This is a genomic window from Rhodococcus wratislaviensis (assembly GCF_900455735.1).
GTDB lineage: Bacteria > Actinomycetota > Actinomycetes > Mycobacteriales > Mycobacteriaceae > Rhodococcus_F > Rhodococcus_F wratislaviensis.
Genome location: NZ_UAUI01000024.1, coordinates 439,488 through 465,736, shown reverse-complemented (window position 1 = coordinate 465,736; position 26,249 = coordinate 439,488). Strand labels below are relative to the sequence as shown.

24 protein-coding genes are annotated in these 26,249 nt (G+C 69.0%); 10 read left to right on the top strand and 14 right to left on the bottom strand.

What is annotated here, in order from left to right; genetic code table 11:
- Positions 1 to 7 precede the first annotated feature (7 nt).
- On the top strand, positions 8 to 883 hold the full coding sequence (locus tag DTA22_RS27940; protein ID WP_112301617.1) for a class I SAM-dependent methyltransferase: 876 nt from the start codon (positions 8 to 10) through the stop codon (positions 881 to 883).
- Here the strand turns inward: DTA22_RS27940 and DTA22_RS27935 are convergent.
- The 3 genes from DTA22_RS27935 to DTA22_RS27925 form a co-directional block, all read right to left on the bottom strand.
- Positions 855 to 2,378 carry a glycosyltransferase family 39 protein gene (locus tag DTA22_RS27935; protein WP_112301616.1) on the bottom strand — a complete coding sequence of 508 codons (1,524 nt, stop codon included), beginning with the start codon at positions 2,376 to 2,378 and terminating at the stop codon, positions 855 to 857. The genes DTA22_RS27940 and DTA22_RS27935 overlap by 29 nt on opposite strands.
- Complete coding sequence (locus tag DTA22_RS27930) at positions 2,375 to 4,264, bottom strand: glycosyltransferase (RefSeq protein WP_112301615.1); 1,890 nt, start codon at positions 4,262 to 4,264, stop codon at positions 2,375 to 2,377. The genes DTA22_RS27935 and DTA22_RS27930 overlap by 4 nt, the downstream gene beginning before the upstream one ends.
- 81 nt (positions 4,265 to 4,345) lie before the next feature.
- Positions 4,346 to 5,149 (bottom strand): glycosyltransferase, encoded by an 804-nt coding sequence (locus DTA22_RS27925; protein WP_112301614.1) that lies wholly within the window; start codon positions 5,147 to 5,149, stop codon positions 4,346 to 4,348.
- A 49-nt stretch (positions 5,150 to 5,198) separates the two neighbouring features.
- Here DTA22_RS27925 and DTA22_RS27920 point away from each other — a divergent pair, with 49 nt between their 5' ends.
- The gene (locus DTA22_RS27920) at positions 5,199 to 7,415 is read left to right on the top strand and encodes a YfhO family protein (protein WP_245973381.1); all 2,217 of its coding nucleotides are present in this window, start codon (positions 5,199 to 5,201) and stop codon (positions 7,413 to 7,415) included.
- Here DTA22_RS27920 and DTA22_RS27915 read toward each other — a convergent pair.
- Positions 7,387 to 8,238 (bottom strand): SGNH/GDSL hydrolase family protein, encoded by an 852-nt coding sequence (locus DTA22_RS27915; RefSeq protein WP_112301612.1) that lies wholly within the window; start codon positions 8,236 to 8,238, stop codon positions 7,387 to 7,389. The two genes, DTA22_RS27920 and DTA22_RS27915, sit on opposite strands and share 29 nt — an antisense overlap.
- A gap of 61 nt (positions 8,239 to 8,299) precedes the next feature.
- A complete protein-coding gene (locus tag DTA22_RS27910; RefSeq protein ID WP_181910951.1) occupies positions 8,300 to 8,914 on the bottom strand; it encodes a helix-turn-helix domain-containing protein in 615 nt (204 codons plus the stop codon).
- A 94-nt stretch (positions 8,915 to 9,008) separates the two neighbouring features.
- Between DTA22_RS27910 and DTA22_RS27905 the strand changes: the two genes are divergently transcribed.
- Positions 9,009 to 9,965 carry an NAD(P)/FAD-dependent oxidoreductase gene (locus DTA22_RS27905; RefSeq protein ID WP_112301611.1) on the top strand — a complete coding sequence of 319 codons (957 nt, stop codon included), beginning with the start codon at positions 9,009 to 9,011 and terminating at the stop codon, positions 9,963 to 9,965.
- Here the strand turns inward: DTA22_RS27905 and DTA22_RS27900 are convergent.
- Both DTA22_RS27900 and DTA22_RS27895 read right to left on the bottom strand, forming a co-directional pair.
- Entirely contained in the window at positions 9,955 to 10,920 is a 966-nt protein-coding gene (locus tag DTA22_RS27900; protein WP_037228131.1) for a Gfo/Idh/MocA family protein, read from the bottom strand. The two genes, DTA22_RS27905 and DTA22_RS27900, sit on opposite strands and share 11 nt — an antisense overlap.
- Positions 10,920 to 12,020 carry a DegT/DnrJ/EryC1/StrS family aminotransferase gene (locus DTA22_RS27895; protein ID WP_112301610.1) on the bottom strand — a complete coding sequence of 367 codons (1,101 nt, stop codon included), beginning with the start codon at positions 12,018 to 12,020 and terminating at the stop codon, positions 10,920 to 10,922. The genes DTA22_RS27900 and DTA22_RS27895 overlap by 1 nt, the downstream gene beginning before the upstream one ends.
- Before the next feature lie 104 nt (positions 12,021 to 12,124).
- On the opposite strand from DTA22_RS27895, the gene DTA22_RS27890 reads away from it, so the two are divergent.
- The 3 genes from DTA22_RS27890 to DTA22_RS27880 all read left to right on the top strand — a co-directional run bounded on the left by DTA22_RS27890 (position 12,125) and on the right by DTA22_RS27880 (position 14,708).
- Positions 12,125 to 12,844 (top strand): DapH/DapD/GlmU-related protein, encoded by a 720-nt coding sequence (locus tag DTA22_RS27890; protein ID WP_112301609.1) that lies wholly within the window; start codon positions 12,125 to 12,127, stop codon positions 12,842 to 12,844.
- Positions 12,845 to 12,913: 69 nt separating this feature from the next.
- Positions 12,914 to 13,906, top strand: a complete 993-nt coding sequence (locus DTA22_RS27885; protein ID WP_037228140.1) for a lysylphosphatidylglycerol synthase transmembrane domain-containing protein — start codon at positions 12,914 to 12,916, stop codon at positions 13,904 to 13,906.
- 10 nt (positions 13,907 to 13,916) lie between these two features.
- A complete protein-coding gene (locus DTA22_RS27880; protein WP_112301608.1) occupies positions 13,917 to 14,708 on the top strand; it encodes a class I SAM-dependent methyltransferase in 792 nt (263 codons plus the stop codon).
- On the opposite strand, the gene rfbB is transcribed toward DTA22_RS27880, so the two are convergent.
- Complete coding sequence (gene rfbB, locus DTA22_RS27875) at positions 14,698 to 15,702, bottom strand: dTDP-glucose 4,6-dehydratase (protein WP_112301607.1); 1,005 nt, start codon at positions 15,700 to 15,702, stop codon at positions 14,698 to 14,700. The genes DTA22_RS27880 and rfbB overlap by 11 nt on opposite strands.
- A gap of 63 nt (positions 15,703 to 15,765) precedes the next feature.
- Here rfbB and rfbA point away from each other — a divergent pair, with 63 nt between their 5' ends.
- The 4 genes from rfbA to DTA22_RS27855 are packed head-to-tail and all read left to right on the top strand — an operon-like array spanning position 15,766 to position 18,626.
- On the top strand, positions 15,766 to 16,641 hold the full coding sequence (rfbA, locus tag DTA22_RS27870) for a glucose-1-phosphate thymidylyltransferase RfbA (protein ID WP_112301606.1): 876 nt from the start codon (positions 15,766 to 15,768) through the stop codon (positions 16,639 to 16,641).
- Between the two features lies 1 nt (position 16,642).
- Positions 16,643 to 17,230 (top strand): dTDP-4-dehydrorhamnose 3,5-epimerase family protein, encoded by a 588-nt coding sequence (locus DTA22_RS27865; protein ID WP_037228147.1) that lies wholly within the window; start codon positions 16,643 to 16,645, stop codon positions 17,228 to 17,230.
- Between the two features lie 57 nt (positions 17,231 to 17,287).
- A complete protein-coding gene (locus DTA22_RS27860; protein WP_081792237.1) occupies positions 17,288 to 17,794 on the top strand; it encodes an SRPBCC family protein in 507 nt (168 codons plus the stop codon).
- A gap of 22 nt (positions 17,795 to 17,816) precedes the next feature.
- Positions 17,817 to 18,626, top strand: coding sequence for an enoyl-CoA hydratase (locus tag DTA22_RS27855; RefSeq protein ID WP_112301605.1), 810 nt, complete (start codon positions 17,817 to 17,819; stop codon positions 18,624 to 18,626).
- Positions 18,627 to 18,632: 6 nt separating this feature from the next.
- Here the strand turns inward: DTA22_RS27855 and DTA22_RS27850 are convergent, their stop codons facing one another.
- Genes DTA22_RS27850 through rhaS form a run of 6 tightly spaced genes read right to left on the bottom strand, consistent with a single transcriptional unit; the run spans position 18,633 to position 26,239 of the window.
- A complete protein-coding gene (locus DTA22_RS27850; protein ID WP_112301604.1) occupies positions 18,633 to 20,090 on the bottom strand; it encodes a rhamnulokinase in 1,458 nt (485 codons plus the stop codon).
- Positions 20,090 to 22,129 carry a bifunctional rhamnulose-1-phosphate aldolase/short-chain dehydrogenase gene (locus DTA22_RS27845; protein WP_037228155.1) on the bottom strand — a complete coding sequence of 680 codons (2,040 nt, stop codon included), beginning with the start codon at positions 22,127 to 22,129 and terminating at the stop codon, positions 20,090 to 20,092. Before DTA22_RS27845 ends, DTA22_RS27850 begins: the two co-directional genes overlap by 1 nt.
- 29 nt (positions 22,130 to 22,158) lie before the next feature.
- Positions 22,159 to 23,607 carry an L-fucose/L-arabinose isomerase family protein gene (locus DTA22_RS27840; protein WP_112301603.1) on the bottom strand — a complete coding sequence of 483 codons (1,449 nt, stop codon included), beginning with the start codon at positions 23,605 to 23,607 and terminating at the stop codon, positions 22,159 to 22,161.
- Positions 23,604 to 24,785, bottom strand: coding sequence for an L-rhamnose isomerase (gene rhaI / locus DTA22_RS27835; RefSeq protein WP_112301602.1), 1,182 nt, complete (start codon positions 24,783 to 24,785; stop codon positions 23,604 to 23,606). Before rhaI ends, DTA22_RS27840 begins: the two co-directional genes overlap by 4 nt.
- Before the next feature lie 6 nt (positions 24,786 to 24,791).
- Positions 24,792 to 25,154 (bottom strand): L-rhamnose mutarotase, encoded by a 363-nt coding sequence (locus tag DTA22_RS27830; RefSeq protein ID WP_037228159.1) that lies wholly within the window; start codon positions 25,152 to 25,154, stop codon positions 24,792 to 24,794.
- Between the two features lie 8 nt (positions 25,155 to 25,162).
- Positions 25,163 to 26,239 carry a rhamnose ABC transporter substrate-binding protein gene (rhaS, locus tag DTA22_RS27825; protein WP_037228161.1) on the bottom strand — a complete coding sequence of 359 codons (1,077 nt, stop codon included), beginning with the start codon at positions 26,237 to 26,239 and terminating at the stop codon, positions 25,163 to 25,165.
- Between the last annotated feature and the right edge of the window lie 10 nt (positions 26,240 to 26,249).

Sequence of the window (26,249 nt, the reverse complement as noted above, 5' to 3'; positions counted from 1 at the left end):
TGGGTATATGTTCGATCTTCGGAGAAAGGCCCGTCTCAAGCTTCAACGTGCCGTGTCCGAGGTGGTGTCCGAATCGGACCGCCGGTCCCGCGAGCTCACCGAGAACCAGCACGACCAGACCCTGGCGGAGCTCAGCGCGACCAATCAGGAACTCGCCCGGGTGCTGTCCGAGCTGTCCGATGCCCGCATGGAGATCTCCGACGTCCAGCAGCGGCTCGGCGAACTCGAGCAGCAGGCCCGACGCGACATCACGCAGGCGCTGGACGTGCGGGCCACGAACGAGGCCGCGGCGTTCGTGCTCGAACACATGCCGAAGGCGCCCGTGTTCTGGAATCCGCAGGACACGCTGCGCTACGGCCTGTCGCAGGTGGAGGTCGAGGGGCTGGCCCTCGAGTTCGGGGTGGCGTCGGGCACCACGCTCCGGATCATCGTCGAACAGTTGAAGGACGCCGAGCACGAGGTGTTCGGGTTCGACGTGTTCTCCGGTCTGCCGCAGACGTGGCGCACCGGATTCCCCGCCGGGGAGTTCGCGCAGGAGAAACTGCCGCAGGTGCGGGGCGCGCAGTTGGTGCCCGGACTCTTCGAGGACACATTGTCGGGCTTCCTCGATACGCACCCGGGACCGGTGTCGTTCGTGCACCTCGATGCCGACCTGTACTCGTCGACGAAGGCGGTGCTCGACCGGCTCGAACGCCGGCTGATCGCGGGCACGGTGATCGTGTTCGACGAGTTCTTCAACTTCCCGGGCTGGCAGGAGCACGAGTACCGGGCGTGGACGGAATTCGTCGACCGCACCGGCGTCGGCTTCGAGTACCTGAGCTACACCGCGAACCACGAGCAGGTGGTCGTGCGGATCACCGCACCAGCTTCACCGCCTGCGTGACGTTGAACGTCGCGCGTTCGTCGATCCGCAGTCCGGACCGCGCGAGCGCGGCGAACGCCTCGGTGTCCTCGAAGTGGTACGGCGGCAGCGTCCACACCTCGTTGGACGTGTGCCGGATGACGCGCTCGGTGTCGCGTTCGTAGTCGGTGAAGAACCAGACCACGGTGCACGATTCGAGCGCGCCCGCGAGGTCCGGGACGGCGAGTTCGTCGTCCCACAGCGACCCCCGGCTCGCGGCCGTGGTCCCGAGCCCGATGTCGCGGGTGCCGTCGAATGCCTCCGGCCGCACGTTCTTCACGAGCCGCAGCGACGTGGGGTTCCAGGCCGGCTTGTCGAACAGCACGCAGTCGCCGGGGCGGAGGTGCTCCCCGGCGAAACCGTTGACGGTGCTGAAGTCCATGCCGCTGGGTTTGGCCCACTGCTCGCGCTGTTCGAGGTAACTCGGCGACGCGGCCACCGCGAACACCGCCAGCACCGCCGCGGACTGCCACCACTGCCGGGTCAGGGCGGCCAGGCAGAGTCCGCCGACGAGAGCCACCGCCGGCGTCGTGAACGTGAAGTACCGCGGGAGATACACCGGGCTGCGCAGCAGCGAATAGGCGAGCAGCGCCGCCATCGGCACCGCGATCCACGGCAGCGCGACGGACAGCACCGGGGGCAGGCGGTGACCGCGCAGCAGCGCCACGAACCCGGCCACCACCAGGAGGGCGAACAGCGCCGCGAACCACGGTGCGCCGACGAACCACTGGTACTCGGCGACGGCCCGCGGCAGGTGGCCGTCGAGCGGCGGGATCCACGCCACCTGGACCGATTCCCGGCGCACCAGCGCCACGAACGGCGCCGCGGCCACCGTCCCCGCCGCCGTGGCCGACGCCCACCCGAGCCAGGACCGCCGGGCCTCGCGCAGCAGCAGGATCGTCAGCAGGTGCGCGGGAACGAGGGTGATCAGGTAGACGAACAACACGATCGACACCGCCAGGCCGGCGGCGTACAGCGCCCACAGCCACCAGCGCCGGAACCTCAGTGCTGCAAGGAGAATCACGGTCAGCCAGACCGCGGCCGCCGCCGTGGCCGCGTACCCGCGGGCCTCCGCGGCAGCCCACGTGACGCTGGGCAGGATCACGAACAGGATCCCGGACAGCACCGCCACCCGCCGGGTCGAGATCAGCGCACCGAGCACCACCACCCCTGCGCCCGCCGCACCCGCGGCCAGGGCGCTCGGGAACCGCGCCGAGAACTCCGAGGCACCGAACGTCGCGAACCAGTAGTGCATCCCGACGTAGTACAGCCCGTGCACGGCGTCGATGTGGCCGAGCAGATTCGACAGGTCGGGCCGGGATCGCTGACTCGAATACAGCGTCGCGACCTCGTCGTACCAGAACGACGGACGCCAACTCCACGCCGCGCCGAGCACCACACCGACAGCGAAGACGAGGAACGAATCCCGGAGCAGCCCACGCACATCACGGGCCTGCACCGGTCCGGCCGACGTCACTTCCCGTACAGGCGAGCCCAGTTCTCCCGGCTGGTGAGCTGCGGCAACGCGTCCCGGTACTGACGCTGCGTCGACGCCGCGTGGTCGCGGAACCGCTTCATCAGCTTCGCGGTCCGGGCGGTGAGCTCACGGGCCGTCTCCTTGTCGCGGCGGCGTACCCGCACCCCGGACTGGGAGGCGTCGGTGATGACGGCGGTGTCGAACAGCGACACGTGCCACCAGTGCGCCTCGGCCACAGGAATACTCGCGACCCCGTGCTGCGTGCGGCCGAGCCACTGGTATGCGGCCCGCTTGGCGAGGACGAGGTCGATCTTGCTCTTGTCCGGCTCGAAACCGGCGTACCGGGTGACGAGGTCGGAGTTACGCACACCGGGAATGTTCGACGCGGGGTGCTTGACGGTTTCGGGGAACCGCTTGCGCTCCTCCCGGATCGACGCCAGCACGGCCTGTCCGCCGTCCTCGAGCACCTTCGGGCCCTCGAGGAAGTCCTCGATACCGCGGATCATGGTGTACGCCAACCCGTACTGCATCGACACCAGGTACTGGGTGATCTCCCGCGTCATCATCTTGCTCAGCGACTTGGCGTCGAAGTCACTGTGCAGCGCGGCGGCGATCAGCGAGTTGCGGATGCTGAAGTACTTGGCCCAGTCGTCGCGGTCCTTCCAGTGGAAGTCCGCATGCCACACACCGGCGTTGGGCAGGGTGACCGTGACGAATCCGGCGGCGCGGGCGCGGATGCCGTACTCGATGTCGTCCCACTGGAAGAACATCGGCAGCGGGAGCCCGATCTGCGCGACAACCTCCGCGGGGATCAGGCACGACCACCACGCGTTGTAGCCGGCGTCGACGCGCTTGTGCTGCTTCTTCTTGAGCAGGTTGATGTCGTGCCGCGACCCGGCCGCCCAGCGGCCCGCCTTCAGCTTCGACAAGTCCGCTTCCTCGGCGCTGACGTGCAGGTGCTCCGGGTTCATCAGGTACAGCATCTGCGCGCCGACCAGTGTCGGCTCGGTGGTGACGTTGGCGAAGGCGTTCATCCGCAGGATCGACTCCGGCTCGCACAGGATGTCGTCGTCCATCAGGATCAGGTTGGCGTGCTCGTTGATGCCCGACACCTCGTACATGCCGCGGGTGAATCCGCCGGCCCCGCCGAGGTTCGGCTGTCGCAGATAGACGAGTTTGTCGCCCAGGATCTCGGCGACCTCGGTGAACCTCTCCCGGTCCGACACGTGGTCGCTGCCCTGGTCGACCACGTACACGGCGTCGATGCCGGACGCCATCGTCGGGTCGTTCGCGATGGCGGCGACGGTCTCGGCGCAGTCGTCGGCGCGGTTGAACGTGCAGATCGCGATCGCGGCGGGACGGATCACCGACGGCGCGGCGACGGTCCACTCCAGGTCGGTCACCGCGAGGGGGCCGTCGACGGCGGTGAACTCCACCCACAGGGAGCCGCCGTCCAGGTAGGCGTCGAGCTTCGCGGACAGCGTCGCCGTGCCCGAGCCGTCGATCTCCGTCGTCGCGAGGATGCGGGAGTTGCCGCCTGAATCGGAGCCGCGCAGCGCCACCACGGCGCGACCGTCGGCCTCGTGGTGGAACCCGACGGTCACGTCGGTGACCGTGGTCCAGCGCTGGTAGTAGCTGGCCGCGAACCGGCCGAAGTAGGTGTCGGTGTCGACCGTCGCGCCCTTTTCGAGGTGCACGACGTAGCGCTCGCGGTGGGCGCGGCCCTTGACGATCCTGGCGTACAGATCGTCCTTGACCCGGGTGGTCGGTCCCGTGAAGAGACCTCGCGCCACCACGAGGCGGTCGGGTGCGCGATGCTCGGTGAGAGCACTCCGTACCGCGGCCGTGCTCCCGTCCACAGGTGCTACCGACGCAGACTCGTTCATAGTGCTCCTACTGTTCCCCGCGAGAGGTGGGCTGGACCGCGCCACGGCGACGGCACGATCCTCTTCTCGGTTCGCAGGGTATCAACCTCGCGACGCGCTCCCTGACCATGCGAGGCGACCTCCGTCCCGGTGACGGGCCCGCAGCCGGAACAGTCCCATCCCCATGGCGAGCACATCGGCCCTGGATATGCGGGTTTCGTGGCTGTCGTGATCGTCGCTCAGACGCACCGGGACCTCCACCGGCACGATGCCCGCCCGCTCCGCGAGGTAGACGAGTTCGGTGGTGAACAGGAACCCGGGCTCGACGAGGCCGGGAACCAGTCCCCGCATCAGGTCGCCGTCCATCAGGACGGTGCCCTGGGGGTCGCCGGTGCGCATCCCGAGAATCACGCGGCGCAGCGCGGCGAAACCCCACGTCAGGGTTCCCCGGAGGGCGCCGCGCCGCACCTGAGAGTCGGGGTGGGCCTTCGAACCGATCACGACTTCGGGTAGCCGGCCGTCGTGGCCGGCGGCGAGCTTCTCGGCGCCGTCGAGATCGTCGAACCCGAACGGCAGGTCGTCGGCGGTCAGCAGCACGTGCGCGCCGCGACTCGCCGCCGCTCCCGTCCGCAACGCATTGCCCATTCCCTTCTCGCTCCGCAGGACGGTGAGCGACACGGGTCCGGGCGTCCAGTCCGCGGCGAGTCGGGTGCAGATGTCCATGGTGCCGTCGGTGGATCCGTTCTCCACGACGATGATCTCGACGTCGTGGCCGGCCAGTCGTTCGGCCACCCGGTGCACGGTGTGCTCGATGACGGCGGCGGAATTGTAGGCCGGGATGACGACGGACAGCGCCTTCGGCGCACGTGCGTCTTTCTGGTCGTGGGAACAACCGAAAAGGCGCACGGGCGCAGCCTAACTCGTAGGCTCGGAGTCCGTGGCACCCTCCGCGTCCGTGTCTTCGACGTTCACCCGATCGATACGCGGGGTCCCCGAGTGGGTGGTGGCACTCGCGGTCGCGGTGACTGCCGCGGCCATCGCGACGGTTCCCCGGATCGTGTACGACCGCTTCTACTACGGCGGCGACATGCTGGAATCGTTCGTGCCGTCCTGGCACCGGATCGGCACGGAACTCCTGGCCGGGCGGTGGCTCACCGTCAATCCCGACGCCTGGATCGGCGGAAATTACGCGGGCGAGGCCGCGTACGGTCTCTACAACCCCGTCAACCTGGCCAACTACATCCTGGCCGCGACATTCGAGAACCTGTCCGTCGCGGCGTTCGTGGTCATGGCCGAGTTCCTCGCACTGTTCGCCCTCGCCACGTACCTGCTGTGCCGCGAATACGGTGCCCGGCGTGGTCCCGCGATCCTCGCCGGACTGACGATTCCGTTCAGCGGTTTCACCCTGTTCTACGAGGCGGCGGGCTGGCCGTCCGGGATGATGGCCGTCGCGTGGGTGACGCTGTTCTGGTGGTCGGCGCTCCGCCTCTCCCGCGGTCGCACGAATCCGATGGTCACGTTCGTGATCGGTGCACTGACGGTGAGCATGGGCAACCCGTACGCCGCGCTGGGCGCCGTGGTCGTTCTCCTGGGCATCGGGATCGGCCTGCTCGTCGCGCGGCAGTTCTTCCGGTTGCTCGTGCTGGTGATCACCGGCGCATGCGCAGGCACCGCCGCGCTGGTGACGTATCTGCCGCTGTTCCTCAGCGTCGACGTCACCACCCGCGCCGGCAGCACCGGCATCTTCAACGACACGTTCCTGCAGCCGCAGATCGGCGGTCCCGCGGGAATGAGCAGCCCGTCGTACCTCCCCGTGATCATGACGTTCGGGGGTCCCGTCGAGGTGATCCCGTCGCTCTACCTCGCGTGGTTCGTGCTGCCGCTGCTGCCGTGGCTGCCGTGGGGCCGCATCCGCGCGCTGTTCGCGTCCGCGGGGTTCCGTCGCGCGCACGGGCGGCCGCTGATCAGCCTGGTCGTGATCGCGGTCGTCTACTTCCTCTTCACGTTCGGACCGTCGAACGTCGGGATGTTCCGGTGGCCGATCCGGCTGGTCGAATACCTGTACCTGTGCGTGGTGATCGGTTTGTCGCTCGCGCTGTCGCTGGGGATCGCCCGCGACCGGGTGCGTCACCGGGCGACGGCGTCGGCGGTGCTGATCGCGCTGGGCTTCTACCTGGCGTTCGCGTCCTCACCGGCCCTGACTCTGCGGCACACACTGTTCGCGCTGCTCGTCGCGGCGCTGTGCATGCTGGCATACACCGCCTGGCGCACTCGGGGCCCGAATGCTCTCGTCGCCGCCCTGGTCCTGGGGACCGTGGTGGTGACCGCCGCGCAGGTGTGGTCCCTCACCCGCGACGTCGAGCGCGGCAGCCGTGTCGACCCGGCGAGTACGACGGTGCTGTCCGCGCAGACGGACCGCTACCAGGGCACCGTGCTGCAACTCGCCGATCTGGACGACACCTCCCACGAGGACGTCACCGCAGGCCGGATCCTGTTCGGCAACGAGATCATGGCGTCGTCCGCGGAGGGCAGCGTCAATGCCTACACCGGCATCGGGTTCACCGAGTTCCAGGAAGCCCTGTGCATGGACTACCGCGGCGCCGTCTGCCCCGGGGTGTACGGGGCGCTCTGGCAGCCGGTGAACGCGGACATCCCGATCCCGCTGATCGACTACCTGCGAGTGTCGACGCTCGTGGTGGAGCACGGGCTCGTGCCCGAGGTCGCGACGGCGCCGCCCCCGCCCGGCTGGCACGTCACCGAACGCAGCGACTCCCGGACGGTGCTGCAGCGTGACCGGCCGCTGCCCCTGCCCGGACGCGTGTCGTTCGCGTCCGAGGGTGTCCGGGTGCTCTCGTCCGACACGAGCGCGGCGACGGAGACCGTGCGGGTTGCGGGCAGCGGCGGGACCGTCTCGTTCGCGCGCCTCGCGTGGCCCGGCTACTCCGCCACCGTCGACGGCGAGCCGGTGGACGCGACCGCGGGGTGGCACGGCCTGCTCGAGGTGCCGGTGCCGCCGGGTGACCACGAACTGGTCGTCACGTTCCGGCCGCCGCGGCAGAACCTGTCCGTCGCGGCGTTCGGTGCCGCGACGGTCGTGGTGCTGATCCTGTCCGTCGTCGATGCGGTGGTGCGCCGGCGCAAGCTCAGCGCGGCGACCACTCGGACGACGTGAACGCCGACGCCTCGGTGGAGCCGGATCCCGCGACCGCCGCGGACGACAACGCGTCGGCGATCAGCTGGTGGCCGATCTGGTTGGGGTGGTCGCCGTCGTCGGCCAGCAGTCCGGTGGGGTCGCCGTCGCCCCACGTTCCCTTGAACGTGCTGAACAGGTCGACGTACGTGGCGCCCTCCGCGCCCGCGACCTCCGAGATGACGTCGTTGGCGCGCAGCGTCAGCGCGGCACTGTCCCGGAGGAACTGCGGTCCGTACAGCTCGCGGGCCACGTCGCCGTCCGGGAAGACGTCCCAGTACCCGGTGACCAGCACCGCGGTCGGCTGTCCGGCGCGCAGTTCGGCGATGCGGTCGAGCACGGACGTCAGCGTGGTCTGCAGCTCCGGGAGCACCGGCTCGAAGCAGCCGAGCCCGTCGTCGCCGCCGCAGTCGCCGTCCAGGTAGTCGTCGAGTTCGGCGTAGAAGTCGTTGGCGCCGATCGTGACGGTGACGAGGTCGGCGTCGCGCACGGCGTCGGCGTCGTATGCGCCGGGTTCGAGGGAGTCGAGCAGGTCGGTGCTGGTCCAGCCCCCGACACCCAGGTTGGCGACCTGGACGGGCAGCGCGTCGTCGCCGGACAGCTGATCGCCGAACAGTTCCACGAACGGCGTGCAGCCGGGGCATCCGTCACCGGCCGGGATGGAATCCCCCAGGCCCACGAGAGTCGCGCCTGCGGGCGGCGATTGTGGCTGCGGTTGCGCCACGGGCGGTGCCACAGTCGCGGAACACCCGGCGAGGAGCGGAATCACGACCGCTACGGGAACACCGAGAATCCAGCGTCGCACGGGGCCTCCCCATCACGTCCTGCGCCTCGGAGGGAGCGCTCGTCACCGGTCCGGACGAATTCTACCGACGGTCGCGCTCGGCTGCCGTTCCCCGCGGGACCGTGCGGACGTGCGCCCGCTCGCCCTGAGGACCGAACAGGCTGAGGATCTCCACCGGTTGCGGTCCGGGGTTGCCGAACCAGTGCGGGACGTGGGTGTCGAACTCCGCAACCTCCCCCGGCGTCAGGATCACATCGTGTTCGCCGAGCAGCAGTCGCAGCCGGCCGGACAGCACGTACAGCCATTCGTAGCCCTCGTGGACCTGCAGGCTCGGGACGACGTTCGGGTCACCCGGCGGGATCACGTGCTTGAACGCCTGGATCCCGCCGGGCCTGCGGGTCAGCGGGATGATCGTCGTGCCGTTGCGCTCGAGGGGCCGCAGATGAACGCGGGGGTCGCCGGTGGCGGGTGCGTCGACGAGTTCGTCCAGGGGCAGCTGATGGGCGCGGGCCAGCAGGAGCATCAGCTCGAGCGTGGGTTTGCGCTGGCTGGACTCGAGCCGCGACAGGGTGCTCACCGAGATCCCGGTGGACTCGGAGAGCTGGGCGAGGGTCGCCCCGCGCTCCTGTCGGAGAGCTTTCAGCCGCGGTCCCACGGCATCGAGGACGCCGTCCAGATCGGGTACGTCGTCGTTCACACCACCATGTTGCCACAGCGGCAAACATACTTGCCAGTTTCGCGGTCTCCCCGGACAGTGGACATCACGAGGTCGACGAGCGAAGGAGAACGCGATGAAAGACAGTTACGACGTAGTGGTCGTCGGCGGTGGCGCAGCCGGACTCGGCGGGGCACTGGCCCTGTCGCGAGCACGGCGATCGGTGCTCGTGATCGACGCCGGCTCCCCGCGCAACGCGCCGGCCGGGCACATTCACAACTACCTCGGCCGCGAGGGCACCCCTCCCGGTGAACTACTGGCCATCGGACGCGAGGAGGTCGCCGAGTACGGCGGCGAGATCGTGACCGGCACCGTCACGTCCGCCGACAAGGTCGGGGACGGCGAATTCCGGGTGACGCTCGCCGACGGCGCGACCGTACGGGCGCGGAGACTGCTGGTGACCACCGGCCTCGTCGACGTGCTCCCCGACATCCCCGGGGTGGCCGAGCGATGGGGACGCGACGTCCTGCACTGCCCGTACTGCCACGGCTGGGAGGTTCGCGACCAGCCGGTCGGCGTCCTGGCCGGCAGTCCGCCGGCGGTGCACCAGGCGCTGATGTGGCGTCAGTGGACCGAGGATGTGACGTTGTTCCTCGACGACGCGAACGAACCGACCGGCGAGGAGTACGAGCAGCTCGCCGCACGCGGGATCGCCGTGATCGACGGCGGTGTGGCCGGACTGGAGGTGCAGGGTGACCGGCTGACCGGTGTGCGGCTGCGCACAGGTCAGGTCTTCCCCCTCACCGCCGTGGTGGTCCCGCCCCTGTTCAGGGCCCGCGCCGACTTCCTCACGAGCCTCGGCCTGGACACCACCGAGATGGAGATGGCCGGACACGTGATCGGCACCGCCGTCGCCTCCGACGCGACCGGCGCCACCGCGGTTCCGGGGGTGTGGGTGGCCGGTAACGTCGCCGACCCGAAAGCGCAGGTGATCGTCGCCGCCGGAGCCGGCCTGAGCGCTGCGGCAGCCCTCAACGCCGACCTCGTCGCGGAAGACACCCGCCTGGCGGTCGCCGGAGCGCTCAGCCGGTAGCCGACACCGTCGCCTCGTGGACCACGCGGTGCGCGGGCAGGATCGAGTCACGCTCCGCGTCGGCGTCCCCCTCGCCGCCGATCAGCCCGACGTAATGCGCGAGCTGGGCGGCGAGGGGTTCGTCGCTGTAGCGGAGGGTGGGGATCTCGATCACCGTCTGCTGCTTGTAGCCGTCGCGGTCGGCGGGCAGGTCGTCGTCGATGTGCCGGTAGATGGTGATGTCACGGCGCAGGAGATCGATCTCGATCAGGCGGTCCGGCTCCAGCAGCGACAACTGCCGGACCTTCCGCTGACTCACCCGGCTGGCCGAGATGGTGGCCACCGCACCGGATTCGAATCGCAACACCGCCTCCGCACAGTCCTCGGCCTCGTTCCGCCGCGAACTGTCGTGGAAGTACCCGAACTCGGCCTTCACACCGACCGGCGGTGATCCGACGAAACCGATCGCGAGGTCGACGTCGTGGATCAGCAGGTCGGTCGCGACGCCGGTGGGGATGCGGGAGACGAACGGCGAGTGCCGGATTCCGTTGACCTGCCACACGTCACCGGCGAATTCACGTGCCGTCCGGACCGCCGGGTTGAACCGCTCGAGCAGGCCGCACATCAGCGGGACACCCGTCGCGGCGGCGCGTTTCACCAGATCCGTGCTCTCCTCGTACGTTGCGGCGAGCGGCTTTTCGACGAGCAGCGGCTTGCCGAGGTCGAGGACGCGGCCGGCCAACTCGTAGTGGGCGGGTGTCGCCGCCGCGACGACGGCGGCGTCGATGCCGTCCAACTCGTCGAAATCCGCAGCCCATGCGGTGTCGAACCGTGCGGCGACCTCCCGCCCGTGTTCCTCACGCGGTTCCACGAGCAGGGCGAGGTCACACAGCGGCGACTGCGCGAGAACGCGGGCGTGCAGCGAACCCATCCGGCCGGATCCGACGAGCGCGATCCGCGGTCGCGTGGACGTCATCACGCCTCCATCGCCTCGCGGACCGCGGCGACGATCCGGTCGACGTCGTCGGTGGAGAGCGCGGCATGGACGGGAATGCTCAGGCACCGGCGGGCCACGGATGTCGCGACGGGCGTCGGCGACGCGATCACCCGGGGATGCTCGCGGTAGCAGTCGTAGTCGTAGACGGTTCTCGGGTAGTAGACACCGCTGCCGACTTCCCGATCGCCCAGACGCTGCGCGAGGGTGTCGCGGTCGATCGGCGCATCGGGTGCGAGGATCACGGTGAACTGGTGCCACACGTGCCCGCGGCCCGCGAGTTCCGAAGGCAGAACTAGACCTTCGACGTCCTTCAGACCGGTCCGCAGCGCCTCGGCATTGCGCCGGCGCGACTCCACCTGTTGCAGATAGGAACCCAGCTGCGGCAACCCGAGACTGGCCTGCAGATCCGTCATCCGGAAATTCTGGCCCGCCATCTCGTACTCGTAGCGGCGTCGCATGCCCTGATTCCGCAGCACCCGCAACCGGTCGGCCACCGCGTCGTCGTCCGTCGTGACCATGCCGCCCTCGGCGGTGGTGAGATTCTTGGTGGCATAGAACGAGAAGCAGCCGAGCCCGAAACTGCCCGCACCCTTGCCGTCGAACGTGGCACCGTGCGCCTGCGCGGCGTCCTCGACGACGGCCAGTCCCCGGGACTCGGCCAGCGGCATCAGCGCACCCATGTCCGCGGTCTGCCCGTACAGATGTACCGGCATCAGCACCCGGGTGCGGTCGTTCACGCACTGCGCCACGACGTCGGGGTCGAGCGCGAAATCGGCCTCCCCGATGTCCGCGAATCGTGCCGTCGCGCCGGAGTCGAGGATCGCGTTGAGCGTGGCCACGAACGTGAAGGGGGTGGTGAGCACCTCGTCGCCCGGCCGGAGATCCAGCACCCGCAGTGCCGCGATCAGCGCGGTGGTGCCACTGTTGACGGCCACGGCGTGCCGGGTGCCGACGAGTTCGGCGAACCCCTCCTCGAACCTCGCGACCTTCGGTCCCTGCGCGACCATCCCGGATCGCAGGGTGTCGAGAACCTCGCGCTCGACGTCCTCTCCGAAAGAGATACTCGAGATCGCGATCACGGTTCCTCCGATAGATTGACGTGCGTTCACACCGTCTTCACAGATTGCACCCACTTGAAGGTTCCCACGGTCTGCACGGCTCCTGGAAGGAATCGCCAACTTTCATGACCATCGGTGAAAACTGCGAGATCCACCCGACCGTCGTGATAGGCGACGGCGTCACCGTCGGGGACCGGGTGAGCATCGGACCGTATGCCGTCCTCACCGGCCCGCTCGACATCGGCGACGACTGCTGGATCGGCGCCCACGCGACGCTCGGGGCGCCGCCGGAGTGGATCGGGAAGACGCATCCCCGCACGTGGACGGAGGTCAGTCCGCATCAGGGTGTCGTGATCGGCGCGGGCACCGTGATCCGGGAGATGAGCGCCGTCCAGCAGGGCGCGGAGCGGCCGACGACCATCGGGCGCGGCGGATTCGTCATGAACCACACGTCCGTCGAGCACGACGTCCGGATCGGCAAAGACTGTGTCCTCTCGCCGTCCAGCACTCTCGGCGGCCACGTGACCCTCGGCGACGGTGTCAATCTCGGTATGAGCGCGGTGGTGCATCAGCGGCGGGTGATCGGTGCGCGTGCAATGGTCGGGATGGGATCGGTCGTCGCCAAGGACATTCCGCCGTTCGCCACGGTGTTCGGCAACCCCGCCGCCCTGCGCGGCACCAACCGGGTGGGCATGAGCCGCGCCGGGATCGCCGACCGCGACATCGCGGCCGTGGCGACGCTGTACGCCTCGGGGCGGCTCGACGCCGACGCGGAACTCCCGAACTCACTCGCCGACGCGTTCGCCTGGTGGCGGGAACTGGCGGCGAAACCGCTCGTTTCCTGATCCGGTGCCCTCCGATTGCTATCGTCGGAAACGAACGCTGCACCGCCGCAGCGCACTGCCGGTGAGGGGGTGGCTCTCGTGGACGCCGATCCCGAGATCGTCCCGGACCGTGGCGGTCGCGCCGTCCTGATGAACGCGCTGCGGATCCTCGTCACCCTCGCGATCGTCGTCGCCATCGTGTTCGCCGTGAAATCGCAGTGGGCCGAGGTCAGGGACACGATCACCCAGCTGGACTGGTGGGCGCTCGCCGTCTCCGCGGTATTCGTCTTCCTCGGCATGGGCGCGGCGGTGCGCGCGTGGCAGCACGCGCTCGGGGCCCTCGAACACCCGATTCCCGCCTTCGACGCCGCCCGCTGCTACCTGGTCGGTCAGCTCGGCAAGTATCTGCCGGGCAGCGTGTGGGCGTTCGTCCTCCAGACCGAGCTCGTGCGCCGGGCCGGGGTGTCGCGGGCCAACGGATTCGTCGCCGTCCTCGTCACCGTCGGGCTGAGCATCACATCGGCGCTGGTCGTCGGGCTGCTGGCGCTGCCGGCCCTGTTCCACATCAGCACGGTCGCGGCGGTCGCGGTGATCGTTCTCGTCCCGATCGCTCTCGTCTGCTGCTATCCACCGGTCCTCACCCGGCTGGTGAACCTGGCCCTGCGGATCCTGCGGCGCGCCCCGCTGCAGCGGCAACTGACCATGCACAAGATCGGGCGGGCCCTCGGCTGGTGCGCCGTCAGCTGGGTCCTCTACGGCGTGCATCTCTGGTTCCTCGCGTCGAGCTCGGCGGGATTCGAGGCGGGCACCCTGGTGCAGTGCATCGGCGCGATCGCCCTCGGCATGTGCGCCGGTGTGCTGGTGGTCGTCGCGCCGTCCGGCATCGGGGTCCGCGAGGCCGTCGTCGTCGCGGCGCTGTCCCCGTTCATGGACAGCGGGGTCGCGCTCGGGCTGGCTCTCGCGTCACGCCTGGTGTTCACGCTGTGCGAGGTGCTCGCCGGCTTCGTCGCCGCGATCGCCGGTTCGCGTTCGCTGCGCAACGCCCTCGTCCACGAGGATTCGCGGGTACCGCAGCCGTCCTGAGGAGACCGCGATGACGGACGCCTGGGAGATCGATCCCGCGTACGAGCTCTACATCGGCCGCTGGAGCCGGCTCGTCGCGTCGCAGTTCCTGCGGTGGCTGGCCGCCGGCCCGGGCTGTGCGTGGTGCGACGTGGGTTGCGGGACCGGCGCCCTCGCCCACACCGTTCTCCGCACGGCGGATCCGGCCCGGGTGGTCGGAGTCGAACCGTCGCAGCCCTTCGCGGCGTCGGCTCGCGCCGCGACGGACGATCCGCGTTTCGAGGTCCGGCCGGGCACCGCCGAATCCGTCCCCGCCGAGGACGGCGAATTCGACCGGGTGGTGTCCGGGCTCGTCCTCAATTTCGTTCCCCGCCCCCACGAGGGGCTCGCCGAGATGCGCCGGGTCACGCGGGCCGGCGGGACGGTCGCCGGGTACGTGTGGGACTACGCCGACGGAATGCAGATGATTCGCGCGTTCTGGGATGCCGCGCGCGAACTCGACGAGGCCGCCGCGGACCTCGACGAGGGCGTCCGCTTCCCGCTCTGCCGGCCGCAGCCTCTCCGCGATGCACTGTCCACGGCGGGGCTGACCGGGGTGGAGGTGCACCCTCTCGACGTTCCCATCGTGTTCGCCGACTTCGACGATTTCTGGCGGCCGTTTCTGGGCGGCCAAGGGCCCGCGCCCGGATACTGCACGTCCCTGCCCGCCGGGCGCCGGGACGAGCTCCGGGACCTGCTCGATGCCCGGCTGGGCCGCGACGACGCAGGCCGCATCGCGCTGACGGCGAGAGCGTGGGCGTTCCGCGGAACCGTCAGCCGATGACGGATTCCGTGGCCGCGTAAGCCTTCTCCGCGGATTCCTTCTGCGCCCGCCACCACGACTCGTTGTCGCGGTACCACCGCACCGTGGCCTCGAGCCCGGTGCGGAAATCCTTGTACTGCGGCGCCCAGCCCAGTTCGGTGCGCAGCCGCGTCGAATCGATCGCGTAGCGCAGGTCGTGGCCCGGGCGGTCGGTGACGAAGTCGAGGTCGCCGGGGTCGCGGCCGAACAGCTCGAGCAACGTACCGACGACGGTCCGGTTGTCGACCTCGCCGTCCGCGCCGATCAGATACGTCTGACCGAGACTCCCCTTCTCCAGGATCGTCCAGACGGCCGCGTTGTGGTCGTCGACGTGGATCCAGTCGCGCACGTTCTTCCCGCTGCCGTACAGGCGGGGGCGCACCCCGTCGATCAGGTTGGTGATCTGGCGCGGAATGAACTTCTCGACGTGCTGGTACGGGCCGTAGTTGTTGGAACAGTTCGACAGGGTGGCCCGCACCCCGAACGACCGCGCCCACGCCCGCACCAGCAGGTCGCTGGACGCCTTGGTGGCCGAATACGGGCTCGACGGGTTGTACGGGGTCGACTCGGTGAAGCGCTCGGGGTCGTCCAGTTCGAGGTCGCCGTACACCTCGTCGGTGGAGATGTGGTGATACCGGACGTCGTGGGCGCGGACGGCCTGCAACAACGAGAACGTGCCCATCACGTTCGTCTGCACGAACGGCGTCGGGTCGGCCAGCGAATTGTCGTTGTGCGATTCCGCGGCGAAATGGACGACCGCGTCCGAGTCCGCGACCAGACGATCCACCAGCGCGAAATCCGCCACGTCGCCGTGCACGAACTCGATGCGATCGGCCACCGGGTCGAGCGACTGCCGGTTGCCGGCGTACGTCAGCGCGTCGAGCACCGTCACCTGCACGTCCGGCCGCTCGGCCACCGTCTGGTGCACGAAGTTCGCACCGATGAACCCGGCGCCGCCTGTCACGAGAAGCCTCATGTGCACCCACCCTAGTGGCGCTCCCGAGTTTCTATCCGACGCGAACACTGGAACACTGCGCACATGCGCGGAATCATCCTGGCAGGCGGCACCGGGTCCCGGTTGCACCCGATCACTCTCGGAGTGAGCAAGCAACTGGTCCCGGTCTACGACAAGCCGATGATCTACTACCCGCTCTCCACCCTGATGCTGGCCAACATCCGGGACATCCTCGTCATCACCACCCCGCACGACGCCGAGCAGTTCCGACGGCTCCTCGGCGACGGCTCCCAGTTCGGGGTGAACCTCACGTACAAGGTGCAGGAGGAACCGAACGGCCTGGCGCAGGCGTTCGTGCTCGGCGCCGACCACATCGGCGGCGAGTCCGTGTCCCTCGTACTCGGCGACAACATCTTCTACGGCCCCGGCCTCGGTTCCCGGCTGAACCGCTTCGAGAACATCGACGGCGGCGCCGTGTTCGCCTACTGGGTGTCCGATCCCAGCTCCTACGGTGTGGTCGAATTCGACGACACGGGCCGAGCCATGTCGATCGAGGAGAAGCCCGCCACCCCGAAGTCGAACTTCTCGATCCCCGGGCTGTACTTCTACGACAACGACGTCGTCTCGATCGCGCGCGACCTCAAGCCGTCGGACCGCGGCGAGTACGAGATCACCGACGTCAACCAGGCGTACCTGCAGGCCGGACGGCTGCAGGTCGAGGTGCTTCCCCGCGGAACCGCGTGGCTCGACACCGGCACCGTGGATTCACTGCTCGAGGCGTCGAACTTCGTGCGCACGCTCGAACATCGGCAGGGGCTGAAGATCGGCGTCCCGGAAGAGGTCGCGTGGCGCCGCGGGTTCATCACCGACGCCGAATTGTGTGCCCGCGCCGAAACTCTCGGCAAGTCGGGGTACGGCGACTATCTCCTCGAACTGCTCGAACGCGGCAAGGACTGGTGACGTGGAATATCGGGAACTGAAGGTTCCGGGCGCCTGGGAGATCACTCCGCGGCAGTTCGGCGACGACCGCGGCGTGTTCCTCGAATGGTTCAAGGGCTCGGAGTTCGAGGCCGCCGTCGGGCACAGCCTCGAACTCGCGCAGGCCAACTGCTCGGTGTCCGCCGCCGGCGTCCTGCGCGGCATCCATTTCACCGACAACCCGCCCGGGCAGGCGAAATACGTCACCTGTGTCAAGGGTGCGTTCCTCGACGTCATCGTCGACCTGCGGGTCGGGTCGCCGATGTTCGGGCAGTGGGATTCGGTGCTCATCGACGACGCCGACCGCCGCGCCGTCTACCTTCCGGCCGGCGTCGGCCATGCGATCCTGTCCCTCGAGGACGCGTCGACCGTGATGTACCTGTGCTCGATCGAGTACACCCCGGCCCTCGACCACGACCTCCATCCACTCGATCCCGAACTGGGAATCGACTGGCCCACGGTGGGCCGGGACGGCAGCCCGCTGACGTTCCAGCTGTCCGAGAAGGATTCGGCCGCGCCGTCTCTGAAGCAGGCCATGGACGCCGGGGTGCTGCCCACCTTCCCCATGTGAGTGGCATCGCGTCCCCGAGCACACGATGGCACTCACATGGGGTGGCAGGATGCGAACATGACGACTGACATCAGCGAGCGGCTGGAGGTCCGGCGGGCCGTCGCCGCGGACCCTGCGACGATCTTCGGCCTCCTCTGCGACCCCGAGGGACACGTGGCGATCGACAGCTCCGGGATGCTGATGTCCGCGGAAGGCGACCGCGTCACGGCGGCGGGCGACACGTTCGTCGTGCACATGGACCGCGACGCGTTGAACGACTTCGACCTCGGTCTCTACGACGTGACGGTGACGATCGAGACGTTCGTGCCCGACCGGGAGATCTCCTGGAAGGTCCTCGGTCAGATCCGGCCGCAGATCGGGCACGTGTACGGCTACCGGCTCGAGCCGATCGACGAGGGAACGATGGTGACGTCGTTCTACGACTGGTCGTCCATCGACCCGTTCTGGCGCGAGGCCGGGATCTTCCCGGTGATTTCCGAGAACGCGTTGCGCGCGACGCTCGGCATCCTCGCGCGCACGGTCGCCCCCGGGCGTCCGCGACCGCAAATCGATCCACAGAATTGAAACGTGTTCTAGTATCGAGGACGTGAACTTCGTCGTCGTCGACCACCCCCGGCCGGGCATCGCCCTGGTGACGCTGAACCGTCCGGAACGCATGAATGCGATGGCGTTCGACGTGATGATCCCGTTCCGCGACGCGCTGGAGGAGATCAGCAACGACAACTCGGTGCGCGCGGTGGTGATCACCGGCGCGGGCCGCGGCTTCTGCTCCGGTGCCGACCAGCGGTCCGCGGGCACGCTCCCCCACGTCGACGGCCTCACCCCGCCGACCGTCGCCCTGCGGGCCATGGAGATGCTCGACAACGTGGTGCTCTCGCTGCGCCGGATGCACCAGCCGGTGATCAGCGCCGTCAACGGGGCGGCCATCGGAGGCGGCCTGTGCCTGGCGCTCGCCTCCGACATCCGGATCGCGGCGGAGGACGCCTACTTCCGGGCGGCGGGCATCAACAACGGACTGACCGCGAGCGAGCTGGGCCTGAGCTACCTGCTGCCGCGGGCGATCGGTTCGTCCCGGGCGTTCGAGATCATGCTGTCCGGGCGGGACGTGCACGCCGACGAGGCCGAGCGGATCGGGCTCGTGTCGCGGTGCGTGCCCGGCGAGGACCTCCTTGACGAGTGCTTCGACCTCGCCGAGCGCATGTCGCGGTTCTCCCGGCCGGGCCTGGAACTGACGAAGCGCACGCTGTGGTCCGGCCTCGACGCCGCCTCCCTCGAAGCCCACATTCACCAGGAGGGGCTCGGACAGCTGCTGGTGCGGCTGCTGACCGACAACTTCGAGGAGGCCACCGCGGCGCGGAAGGACAAGCGCGAACCGCAGTTCCGGGACCGGCGTTAGAGCTCCCTAGGCCCGGGACAGCGACGCCGCCGACGGCGCGAACTCGCGCAGGGTGAACGAATTCGACACGACCGCACGCAGTTCGGCGAGGCCACCGGACAGCACACCGGCCGCGCGCGCCTGCACCAGGACGTTGCCGAGGGCGGAACCCTCGACGGGTCCGGCGACGACGGGCAGCCCGGTGGCATCCGCCGTCAGCTGGCACAGCAGGGCGTTCTGGGATCCGCCGCCGACGACGTGCACCACGTCGATCGGTGTGCCGGTGAGTTCGACGAGCGACTGCACCGACCGCCGGTACGCGTCCGCGAGACTGTCCATGACACACCGGATCACCTCGGCCGGACCGTCCGGCACGCGCTGACCCGTCCGGGCGCATTCGGCGGCGATGCGGGCAGGCATGTCGCCCGGCGGCAGGAACACCGGCAGGTCCGGGTCGACGACGGAGCCGAGGTCGGTCAGCGCTTCGGCGTCCTCCAGCAGTTCCGGCAACGACACCTCGAGCCCGTCGGCCTGCCACTGCCGCATCGACTCCTGCACCAGCCACATGCCCATCACGTTCCGCAGCAACCGGGTGGTGCCGTCGACGCCGGCCTCGTTGGTGAACCCCGCCCCCTGCACGTCCTCGGTCCTGACGGGACCCGGCAGTTCCGTTCCCACCAGCGACCACGTCCCCGACGCGATGTACGCGAACCGCGTGCTCACGGCGGGGACCGCGACGACGGCGGACGCCGTGTCGTGGCTGCCGACGGCCACCACCGTCGGGGGGCGGTCCGGCGCCCCGATCTCTTCGGCGACGTCGGGCCGGACGGGTCCGATCGCCGCACCGGGCTCCGCCAACGGTGGCAGCACGCGGTCGTCGAGGCCGAGCCGGGTGACCAGCGCCCGGTCCCAGTCGCGGCTCACCGGATCGAGCAGACCGGTGGTGGACGCGTTGGTCACCTCGCCGACGCGCACCCCGCTGAGCCAGTAGGCCAGAAGGTCGGGGATCATCAGCATCTGCTCAGCGACGTCGAGCCGCTGCGCGCCGCTCTCCCGCTCGGCCAGCAGCTGGTACACCGTGTTGAACGGCAGCTGCGCGATGCCGTTGCGCTCGAACAACTCCCGGTCCGGTATCGACGATCGCACATCGGCCGCGACTCCCCACGTCCGCTGGTCGCGGTAGTGGTACGGCATCCCGAGGAGGGAACCGTCGCCGCCGAGGAGCCCGTAATCCACCGCCCACGTGTCGATGCCGATCGACACGAGGACGTCACCGCGGGCCTCGGCCTCCGTTGCCGCGGCCCGCAGCCCGTCCAGCACACCCCGGTAGAGGCCGGCCAGATCCCAGTGCAACGATCCGCCCAGCCGCACCGGGCGGTTGGGGAAGCGCGCGACCTCGTCGAGGGTGATCACACCGTCGGCGACGCGGCCCAGCATCACCCGCCCGCTGGACGCGCCCAGGTCGATCGCCGCGAACGCGTCCATCAGCGCAGGAACGCCGCAGCGACACCGGCATCCACCGGGATGTGCAGTCCGGTCGTGTGTGTGAGGTCGCCGCCGGTGAGCGCGAACACCGCGTTGGCGACATGTTCGGGCAGCACCTCTCGCTTGAGCAGGGTGCGCTGTGCGTAGTACTCGCCCAGCTTCTCCTCCTCGACGCCGTACACGGCGGCCCGCTTGGCACCCCAGCCGCCGGCGAAGATGCCCGAACCCCGCACCACGCCGTCCGGGTTGATGCCGTTGACGCGGATGCCGTACTCGCCGAGTTCCGCCGCGAGCAGACGCACCTGATGCGCCTGGTCGGCCTTCGTCGCCGAGTACGCGATGTTGTTGGGGCCGGCGAACACCGAGTTCTTCGAGGAGATGTAGACGATGTCGCCGCCCATCGCCTGGGCGGTCATCACCCGCGCCGCCTCCCGCGACACCAGGAACGAGCCCTTCGCCATCACGTCGTGCTGCAGGTCCCAATCCTTCTCGGTGGTCTCGAGCAGCGGCTTGGAGATGGACAATCCGGCATTGTTGACGACGAGATCGACTCCGCCGAACGCCAGGACCGCGGACTCGAACGCCGCGGCGACCTGGTCGGCGCTGGTCACGTCCGCTGCCACGCCGACGGCGACGTCGCTGCCACCGATCTCGGCGGCGGCCTCGGCCGCTTTCGCCTGGTCGAGGTCGGCGATGACGACGCACGCCCCCTCCGCGGCGAGGCGCTGTGCGATCGCCTTGCCGATTCCCGACGCCGAACCGGTGACCAGGGCGACGCGGGTGGCGAGCGGTGCCGGCTTCGGCATGCGAGCCAGCTTCGCCTCCTCGAGGGCCCAGTACTCGATGCGGAACTTCTCCCGCTCGTCGATCGGCTGGTACGTGGAGATGGCCTCGGCGCCGCGCATCACGTTGATCGCGTTGACGTAGAACTCGCCGGCCACCCGCGCGGTCTGCTTGTTCGCGCCGAACGAGAACATCCCGACGCCGGGGACCAGGACGATGGCCGGGTCGGCGCCGCGCATCGCCGGGCTGTCCGGTTCCGCGTACTCGGTGTAGTACCGGGCGTAGTCCTCGCGGTAGGACGTGTGCAGTTCACGCAGTCGCGCGGTGACGTCTTCGAGCGACGCGGTCGGCGGCAGGTCGAGGACCATCGGCCGGACCTTGGTGCGGAGGAAGTGATCCGGGCACGACGTGCCCAGCGCCGCGAGACGCGGATGCTCCTGTGCCGCAAGGAAGTTCAGCACCTCCTCACTGTCGGTGAAGTGCCCCACCTGCGGGCGATCAGTGGAGGCCAGTCCACGCAGCAGCGGGAACAGTGCGGCGGCGCGGCGGCGGCGCTCCTCGGCGGGCAGTGCCTCGTAGCCCGCGATCGCGGGGCCGAACGGCTCCTCGCGGCCGTTGTCGGCGATGAACTGTTCGGCGGTGCGGATGATCTCGAGCGAACGCTGCTCGCACTCCTCGCTCGTCGACCCCCACGCCGTGATGCCGTGACCGCCCAGGATGCAGCCGATCGCCTGCGGGTTCGCCTCCGCGATGGCCGCGATGTCGAGGCCCAACTGGAAACCGGGGCGGCGCCACGGCACCCACACCACGCGGTCGCCGAAGCACTTGCGGGTCAGTTCCTCACCGTCCGCGGCGGTCGCGAACGCGATGCCGGAATCGGGGTGCAGGTGGTCGACGTGCGGCGCGTTCACCAGACCGTGCATGGCGGTGTCGATCGACGGTGCGGCGCCGCCCTTGCCGTGCAGGCAGTAGTCGAACGCGGCGACCATGTCGTCCTCGGCGTCGAGGCCCGGGTAGACGTCGGTCAGGGCGCGGACCCGGTCGAGGCGCAGCGCGGCGAGACCGGCGGGCTTCAGCGTGCCGAGGTCTCCGCCGGAGCCCTTCACCCAGACCAGTTCCACCTCGGCGCCGGTCACGGGGTCGACGTCGGTGCCCTTGGCGGAGGTGTTCCCGCCCGCGTAGTTGGTGTTCCGAGCGTCGGCGCCCAGTCTGTTGGACCGTGCGATCAGTTCGGCGATGGTGCTCGTGGCGTTCACTTCGTGTTTCTCCCTCGAGATTCTTGACTTCAGACCCGGATGAATTCGATGCCGAGCAACTCTGCTGCGGCCTTGATCGCGCCGGCACGGTGCCCGACGCACAACGCCCAGTGGTGACCGGTTCCGGTGGCGCTCCACTCGTCCGTCCACTCCCCCGGATCCCGGCCGAAGTCGACCCGGGACGTGGTGTTGCCGATGGCCAGGAGTGGTCCGGGAACCACTTCGCCCTCGGACGCGATGAACGAGTACGAGCCGTCGCGGTTCTGCCCGACCGCGAAGGTCGTGACGGGCCCGTGGGTCACGTCGAACTCGACGCTGACGCCGTACCCCCGCTTGCCGTGGTAGATACCGAGACCGCGGAGCAGCGGTTCGGCGGACGAGATCTGCAGATGGGCCGGCCCGTCGTGACCCATTTCGACGACGCCGTCGCGGAAGTTCAGTGCCTGCAGTTCCGTGAACGATCCACCGGCGCCCATCCGATCCGAGACCAGCATCGCGACCGCGGTGCGAATGTCGTACTCACCGGCCAGCGGAATACCGCGGGCGGTGAGCAGCGACGCTCCGAGAATCATTCCGGCGCCGAGCTGTTCGTGCAGTTCACCGTCGAGCCCGCGGTGGTAGTACGCCATCGCGTCGAGCGCGAAGTCCACGACGAGGCGGTCGAGCCCGACGGACACCCTGGCTCCCCAGGCGAGATCGTCCGGATCCACCGAACCGTCGAGCGCGAAAATCTCTTTCGCGAGCGCGACGCGGTCGGCCGTCTCACGATCGGTGACCGCGTCGACCCGCACCCGGAGGTCGTCGAATTCGAGCACCTCCACGTGCGCGCCGAACTGGGACGACAACAGGGTCATGTCGGTCGAGATGTCGAGCATCCCGGGGTACAGGTGACCCATGAGTCCGAGCCGGCCGTGCCGCAGGGCGGCCCGTGCCGAGGCGGCGCTCACCCAGGCGCCGATGCGCCGCCAGGCGTTCTCGTCGTGCAGGTACCCGGACACCGACCGGAAGTCGATGCCGCTGCGCCGGAACACGTTCGCGACCTCCGGCAGCGGGCACTGCCCGCAGTAGGCCAGCCACGTCCCCGTGTCGGTGTTCGCGTGATCCATCGCCTCGGTCGGCTGCAGATCGATCAGCAGCACCGGTACGTTGGTCCGCTGCGCGATCGGCAGCACCATCGACGACGTCAGGTAGGTGGTCAGGAAGATCACCACCAGGTCGCAGTCGGCCTGCCTCAGCGTCTCGGCCGCGACGGCGGATTCCTGCGGGTCCGAGACGAAGCCGGCATCGACGACCTGGCAGTCCTGCTCCTCGAATCGGCCCGTCACGTACCGGGCGGACTCCTGCAGGACGCCCCGGAGGCCGGGGAACTGCGGCCAGTAGGCGCCGAGCCCACCCGACACCAGTCCCAGCCGGGTCTTCCGGGGACGCACGCGGTCGAGGCGGGCGGGCACGGTGTGTGCCGTCGTCGCGGTCGTCATGCGCCCCAGCTCGCCTGGTTTCCGCCGACCCGCTCGCGCTCGATCCGCTCCAGGTATCCGGAGCGCGCGAATGCGCCGATCGGGTCGGCGTCCCTGCCCTGCGATTCGCGCAGTTCGGCCAGCAGCGGCCGGACGTCGGTGTTGTACCCGTCCATCAGCACCGCGTGGGCACCGAGCACGTCACCCGACTGCTGGGCCGCCTCGAGTGCGTCCCCGTCCACGAGCAGAGCCTTGGCCGTGGCTTCCTGGACGTTCATGATGGACCGGATCTGGCCGGGGATCTTCGGCTCGATGTTGTGGCACTGATCGAGCATGAAGTTCACCCCGGAGTCCGGGAGATGCGCGCCCGCCCGGACGATCTCGTGCATGATCCGGAACAGCTGGAACGGGTCCGCGGATCCGACGATCAGGTCGTCGTCGGCGTAGAAGCGGGAGTTGAAATCGAAGGCGCCGAGCCGTCCCTGCCGGATCAGCTGGGCGACGATGAATTCGATGTTCGTCCCCGGCGCGTGATGACCGGTGTCCAGGACGACCTGTGCCTTCTCGCCCAGCGCCAGGCAGTGCAGCAGCGACGTTCCCCAATCGGGTATGTCGGTGGTGTAGAAGTACGGCTCGAAGAATTTGTACTCGATCAGCAGGCGGTGATCGTCGTCGAGTTCGGCGTAGATCTTCTGCAGCGAATCGGCGAGCCGATCCTGCCGGGCGCGGATCGAATCCTGGCCGGCGTAGTTGGTGCCGTCGGGCAGCCACAGCTTCAGATCCTTCGAGCCCGTGGCCCGCATGACGTCGATGCACTCGACGTGGTGGGCGACCGCCTTCGCCCGGATCTTCGGGTCGGCGTTGGTGAGCGACCCCAGCTTGTAGTCGTCGTCCTGGAAGACGTTGGAGTTGATCGCCCCCAGCGACACCCCCTGATCGGCGGCGAACGCGGCGAGCTTGCCGAAGTCGTCGACACGGTCCCACGGGATGTGCAGCGACACCCTCGGCGCCGCCCCGGTCACCCGGTGCACCTGTGCGGCGTCCTCGATCTTCTCGTACGGGTCGCGCGGGACGCCTGCCGTGGCGAACACCTTGAATCGGGTCCCGGAATTCCCGTATGCCCAACTGGGCACTTCGATTCCGAAGTCGGCGAGGGCGGAGATGTCGCCGGCCGTGCGCCGAGTGTCAGTTGCCGTCATGGTGAATCATCCTTCGGTGGAGATCGTGTGGTCGAGATGGGTGTGAAGCTGGGCGTCCAGGTCGAAGATCTCGGTGAGGAGCGTGAATCCCTCGTCGGGGGCCACACCGTCGAGCGCGAAGAACGGCGCCATGTCGTGTTGCCAACGCCGGTTGACGTCGGTGCGCGCCATCGCCGCCTGTGCCTGTTCGAGATCGGCCGACTCGACGTAGCCGACGATCAGCCCGTCCGGCCGGATGTGCAGCGAATAGTTGTGCCACCCGCTGGCTTTCAGGGCCTCGAGCATCTCCGGCCAGACCTGGGCGTGACGGCGAACGTACTCGTCGATCCGGTCCGGCCGGAGTTGCAGGGTGAAGCAGTACTTGTTCATCGGACGGTTCAGAAGTTGTACTGGTCGATGGTGTTCGCGTCGAACACGGTGGGCGGGCCGAGCACGACCTCGCCGCCTGCGCCGATCGTGTACTCGCCGAGCTTGCCTGCCGTGAACTTCTGCCCCTCGGCGCCGGTGATCTGACCGGACGCCAGCGCGGCACCGGCGTAGGCGGAGAGGTAGCCGATGTTGGTCGGGTCCCAGAGGGCGAACTCCTTGACGGTGCCGTTCTTCACGTACTCCCGCATCTGGTTCGGGGTGCCGAGTCCGGTGAGCACGATGTTGCCCTTGTAGCTCGACGACGAGATGTAGCGCGCCGCCGCGGCGATGCCGACCGTCGTGGGCGACACGATCGCCTTCAGGTCGGGGTACGTCTGCAGGAGGCCCTGCGTTTCCTGGAACGACTTCTGGTCGTCGTCGTTGCCGTACACCGTGGCCACCAGCTCGATGTTCCGGTACTCCGGCTTGCTCGCGAGCTCGGCCTTCAGCACCTCGATCCAGGCGTTCTGGTTGGTGGCGTTGGGGGTGGCGGACAGTACCGCGATCTTGCCGGTGCCGCCGATCTGCTCGCTGGTCATCTTCGCGAGCGTCTCACCGACACCCTGGGTGGTGGCCTGGTTGATGAACAGGTCGCGGCAGTCCTCGGCCGCGTCCGAATCGAACGTCACGACCTTGATGCCGGCGTCGCGGGCCTGGTTCAGCGACGGGCACACGGCGTTGGGATCGTTGGCCGCGATGTTGATCACGTTCTGGCCCTGCTGGATCAGCGTGTTGATGTAGGACACCTGCGAGGACGCGCTCGCATCGTTGGGGCCGACGAGCTTGTACTCGCCGCCGAACTCCTCCACTGCGGTCTTGCCGCCCCCGACCTCGATGTCGGAGTACGGGTTGTTGAGCTGCTTGGGGAGGAACGCGACCTGCAGACCGTCCTGGATCGGCGCGTCGGGGTTCGCGGTACCGGTGGCGCGGTCGCCACCGCCCGAGTTCGACGCCGAATCCTGGGTGGTGCCGCCGCAGGCCGTCAGTCCGATCGAGACTGCGACGATCCCCGCCAGGGGAACGAAGGTCCGGCGGAATCGGGTCATGGTGGATCCT

Excerpts from the sequence above, each read along its gene's own strand:
- DTA22_RS27940 (WP_112301617.1), top strand. The coding sequence starts at position 8 with ATGTTCGATCTTCGGAGAAAGGCCCGTCTCAAGCTTCAACGTGCCGTG.
- DTA22_RS27930 (WP_112301615.1), bottom strand. The coding sequence starts at position 4,264 with ATGAACGAGTCTGCGTCGGTAGCACCTGTGGACGGGAGCACGGCCGCG.
- DTA22_RS27905 (WP_112301611.1), top strand. The coding sequence starts at position 9,009 with ATGAAAGACAGTTACGACGTAGTGGTCGTCGGCGGTGGCGCAGCCGGA.
- DTA22_RS27900 (WP_037228131.1), bottom strand. The coding sequence starts at position 10,920 with ATGACGTCCACGCGACCGCGGATCGCGCTCGTCGGATCCGGCCGGATG.
- DTA22_RS27890 (WP_112301609.1), top strand. The coding sequence starts at position 12,125 with ATGACCATCGGTGAAAACTGCGAGATCCACCCGACCGTCGTGATAGGC.
- DTA22_RS27880 (WP_112301608.1), top strand. The coding sequence starts at position 13,917 with ATGACGGACGCCTGGGAGATCGATCCCGCGTACGAGCTCTACATCGGC.
- rfbB (WP_112301607.1), bottom strand. The coding sequence starts at position 15,702 with ATGAGGCTTCTCGTGACAGGCGGCGCCGGGTTCATCGGTGCGAACTTC.
- rfbA (WP_112301606.1), top strand. The coding sequence starts at position 15,766 with ATGCGCGGAATCATCCTGGCAGGCGGCACCGGGTCCCGGTTGCACCCG.
- DTA22_RS27860 (WP_081792237.1), top strand. The coding sequence starts at position 17,288 with ATGACGACTGACATCAGCGAGCGGCTGGAGGTCCGGCGGGCCGTCGCC.
- DTA22_RS27850 (WP_112301604.1), bottom strand. The coding sequence starts at position 20,090 with ATGGACGCGTTCGCGGCGATCGACCTGGGCGCGTCCAGCGGGCGGGTG.
- DTA22_RS27840 (WP_112301603.1), bottom strand. The coding sequence starts at position 23,607 with ATGACGACCGCGACGACGGCACACACCGTGCCCGCCCGCCTCGACCGC.
- rhaI (WP_112301602.1), bottom strand. The coding sequence starts at position 24,785 with ATGACGGCAACTGACACTCGGCGCACGGCCGGCGACATCTCCGCCCTC.
- DTA22_RS27830 (WP_037228159.1), bottom strand. The coding sequence starts at position 25,154 with ATGAACAAGTACTGCTTCACCCTGCAACTCCGGCCGGACCGGATCGAC.
- rhaS (WP_037228161.1), bottom strand. The coding sequence starts at position 26,239 with ATGACCCGATTCCGCCGGACCTTCGTTCCCCTGGCGGGGATCGTCGCA.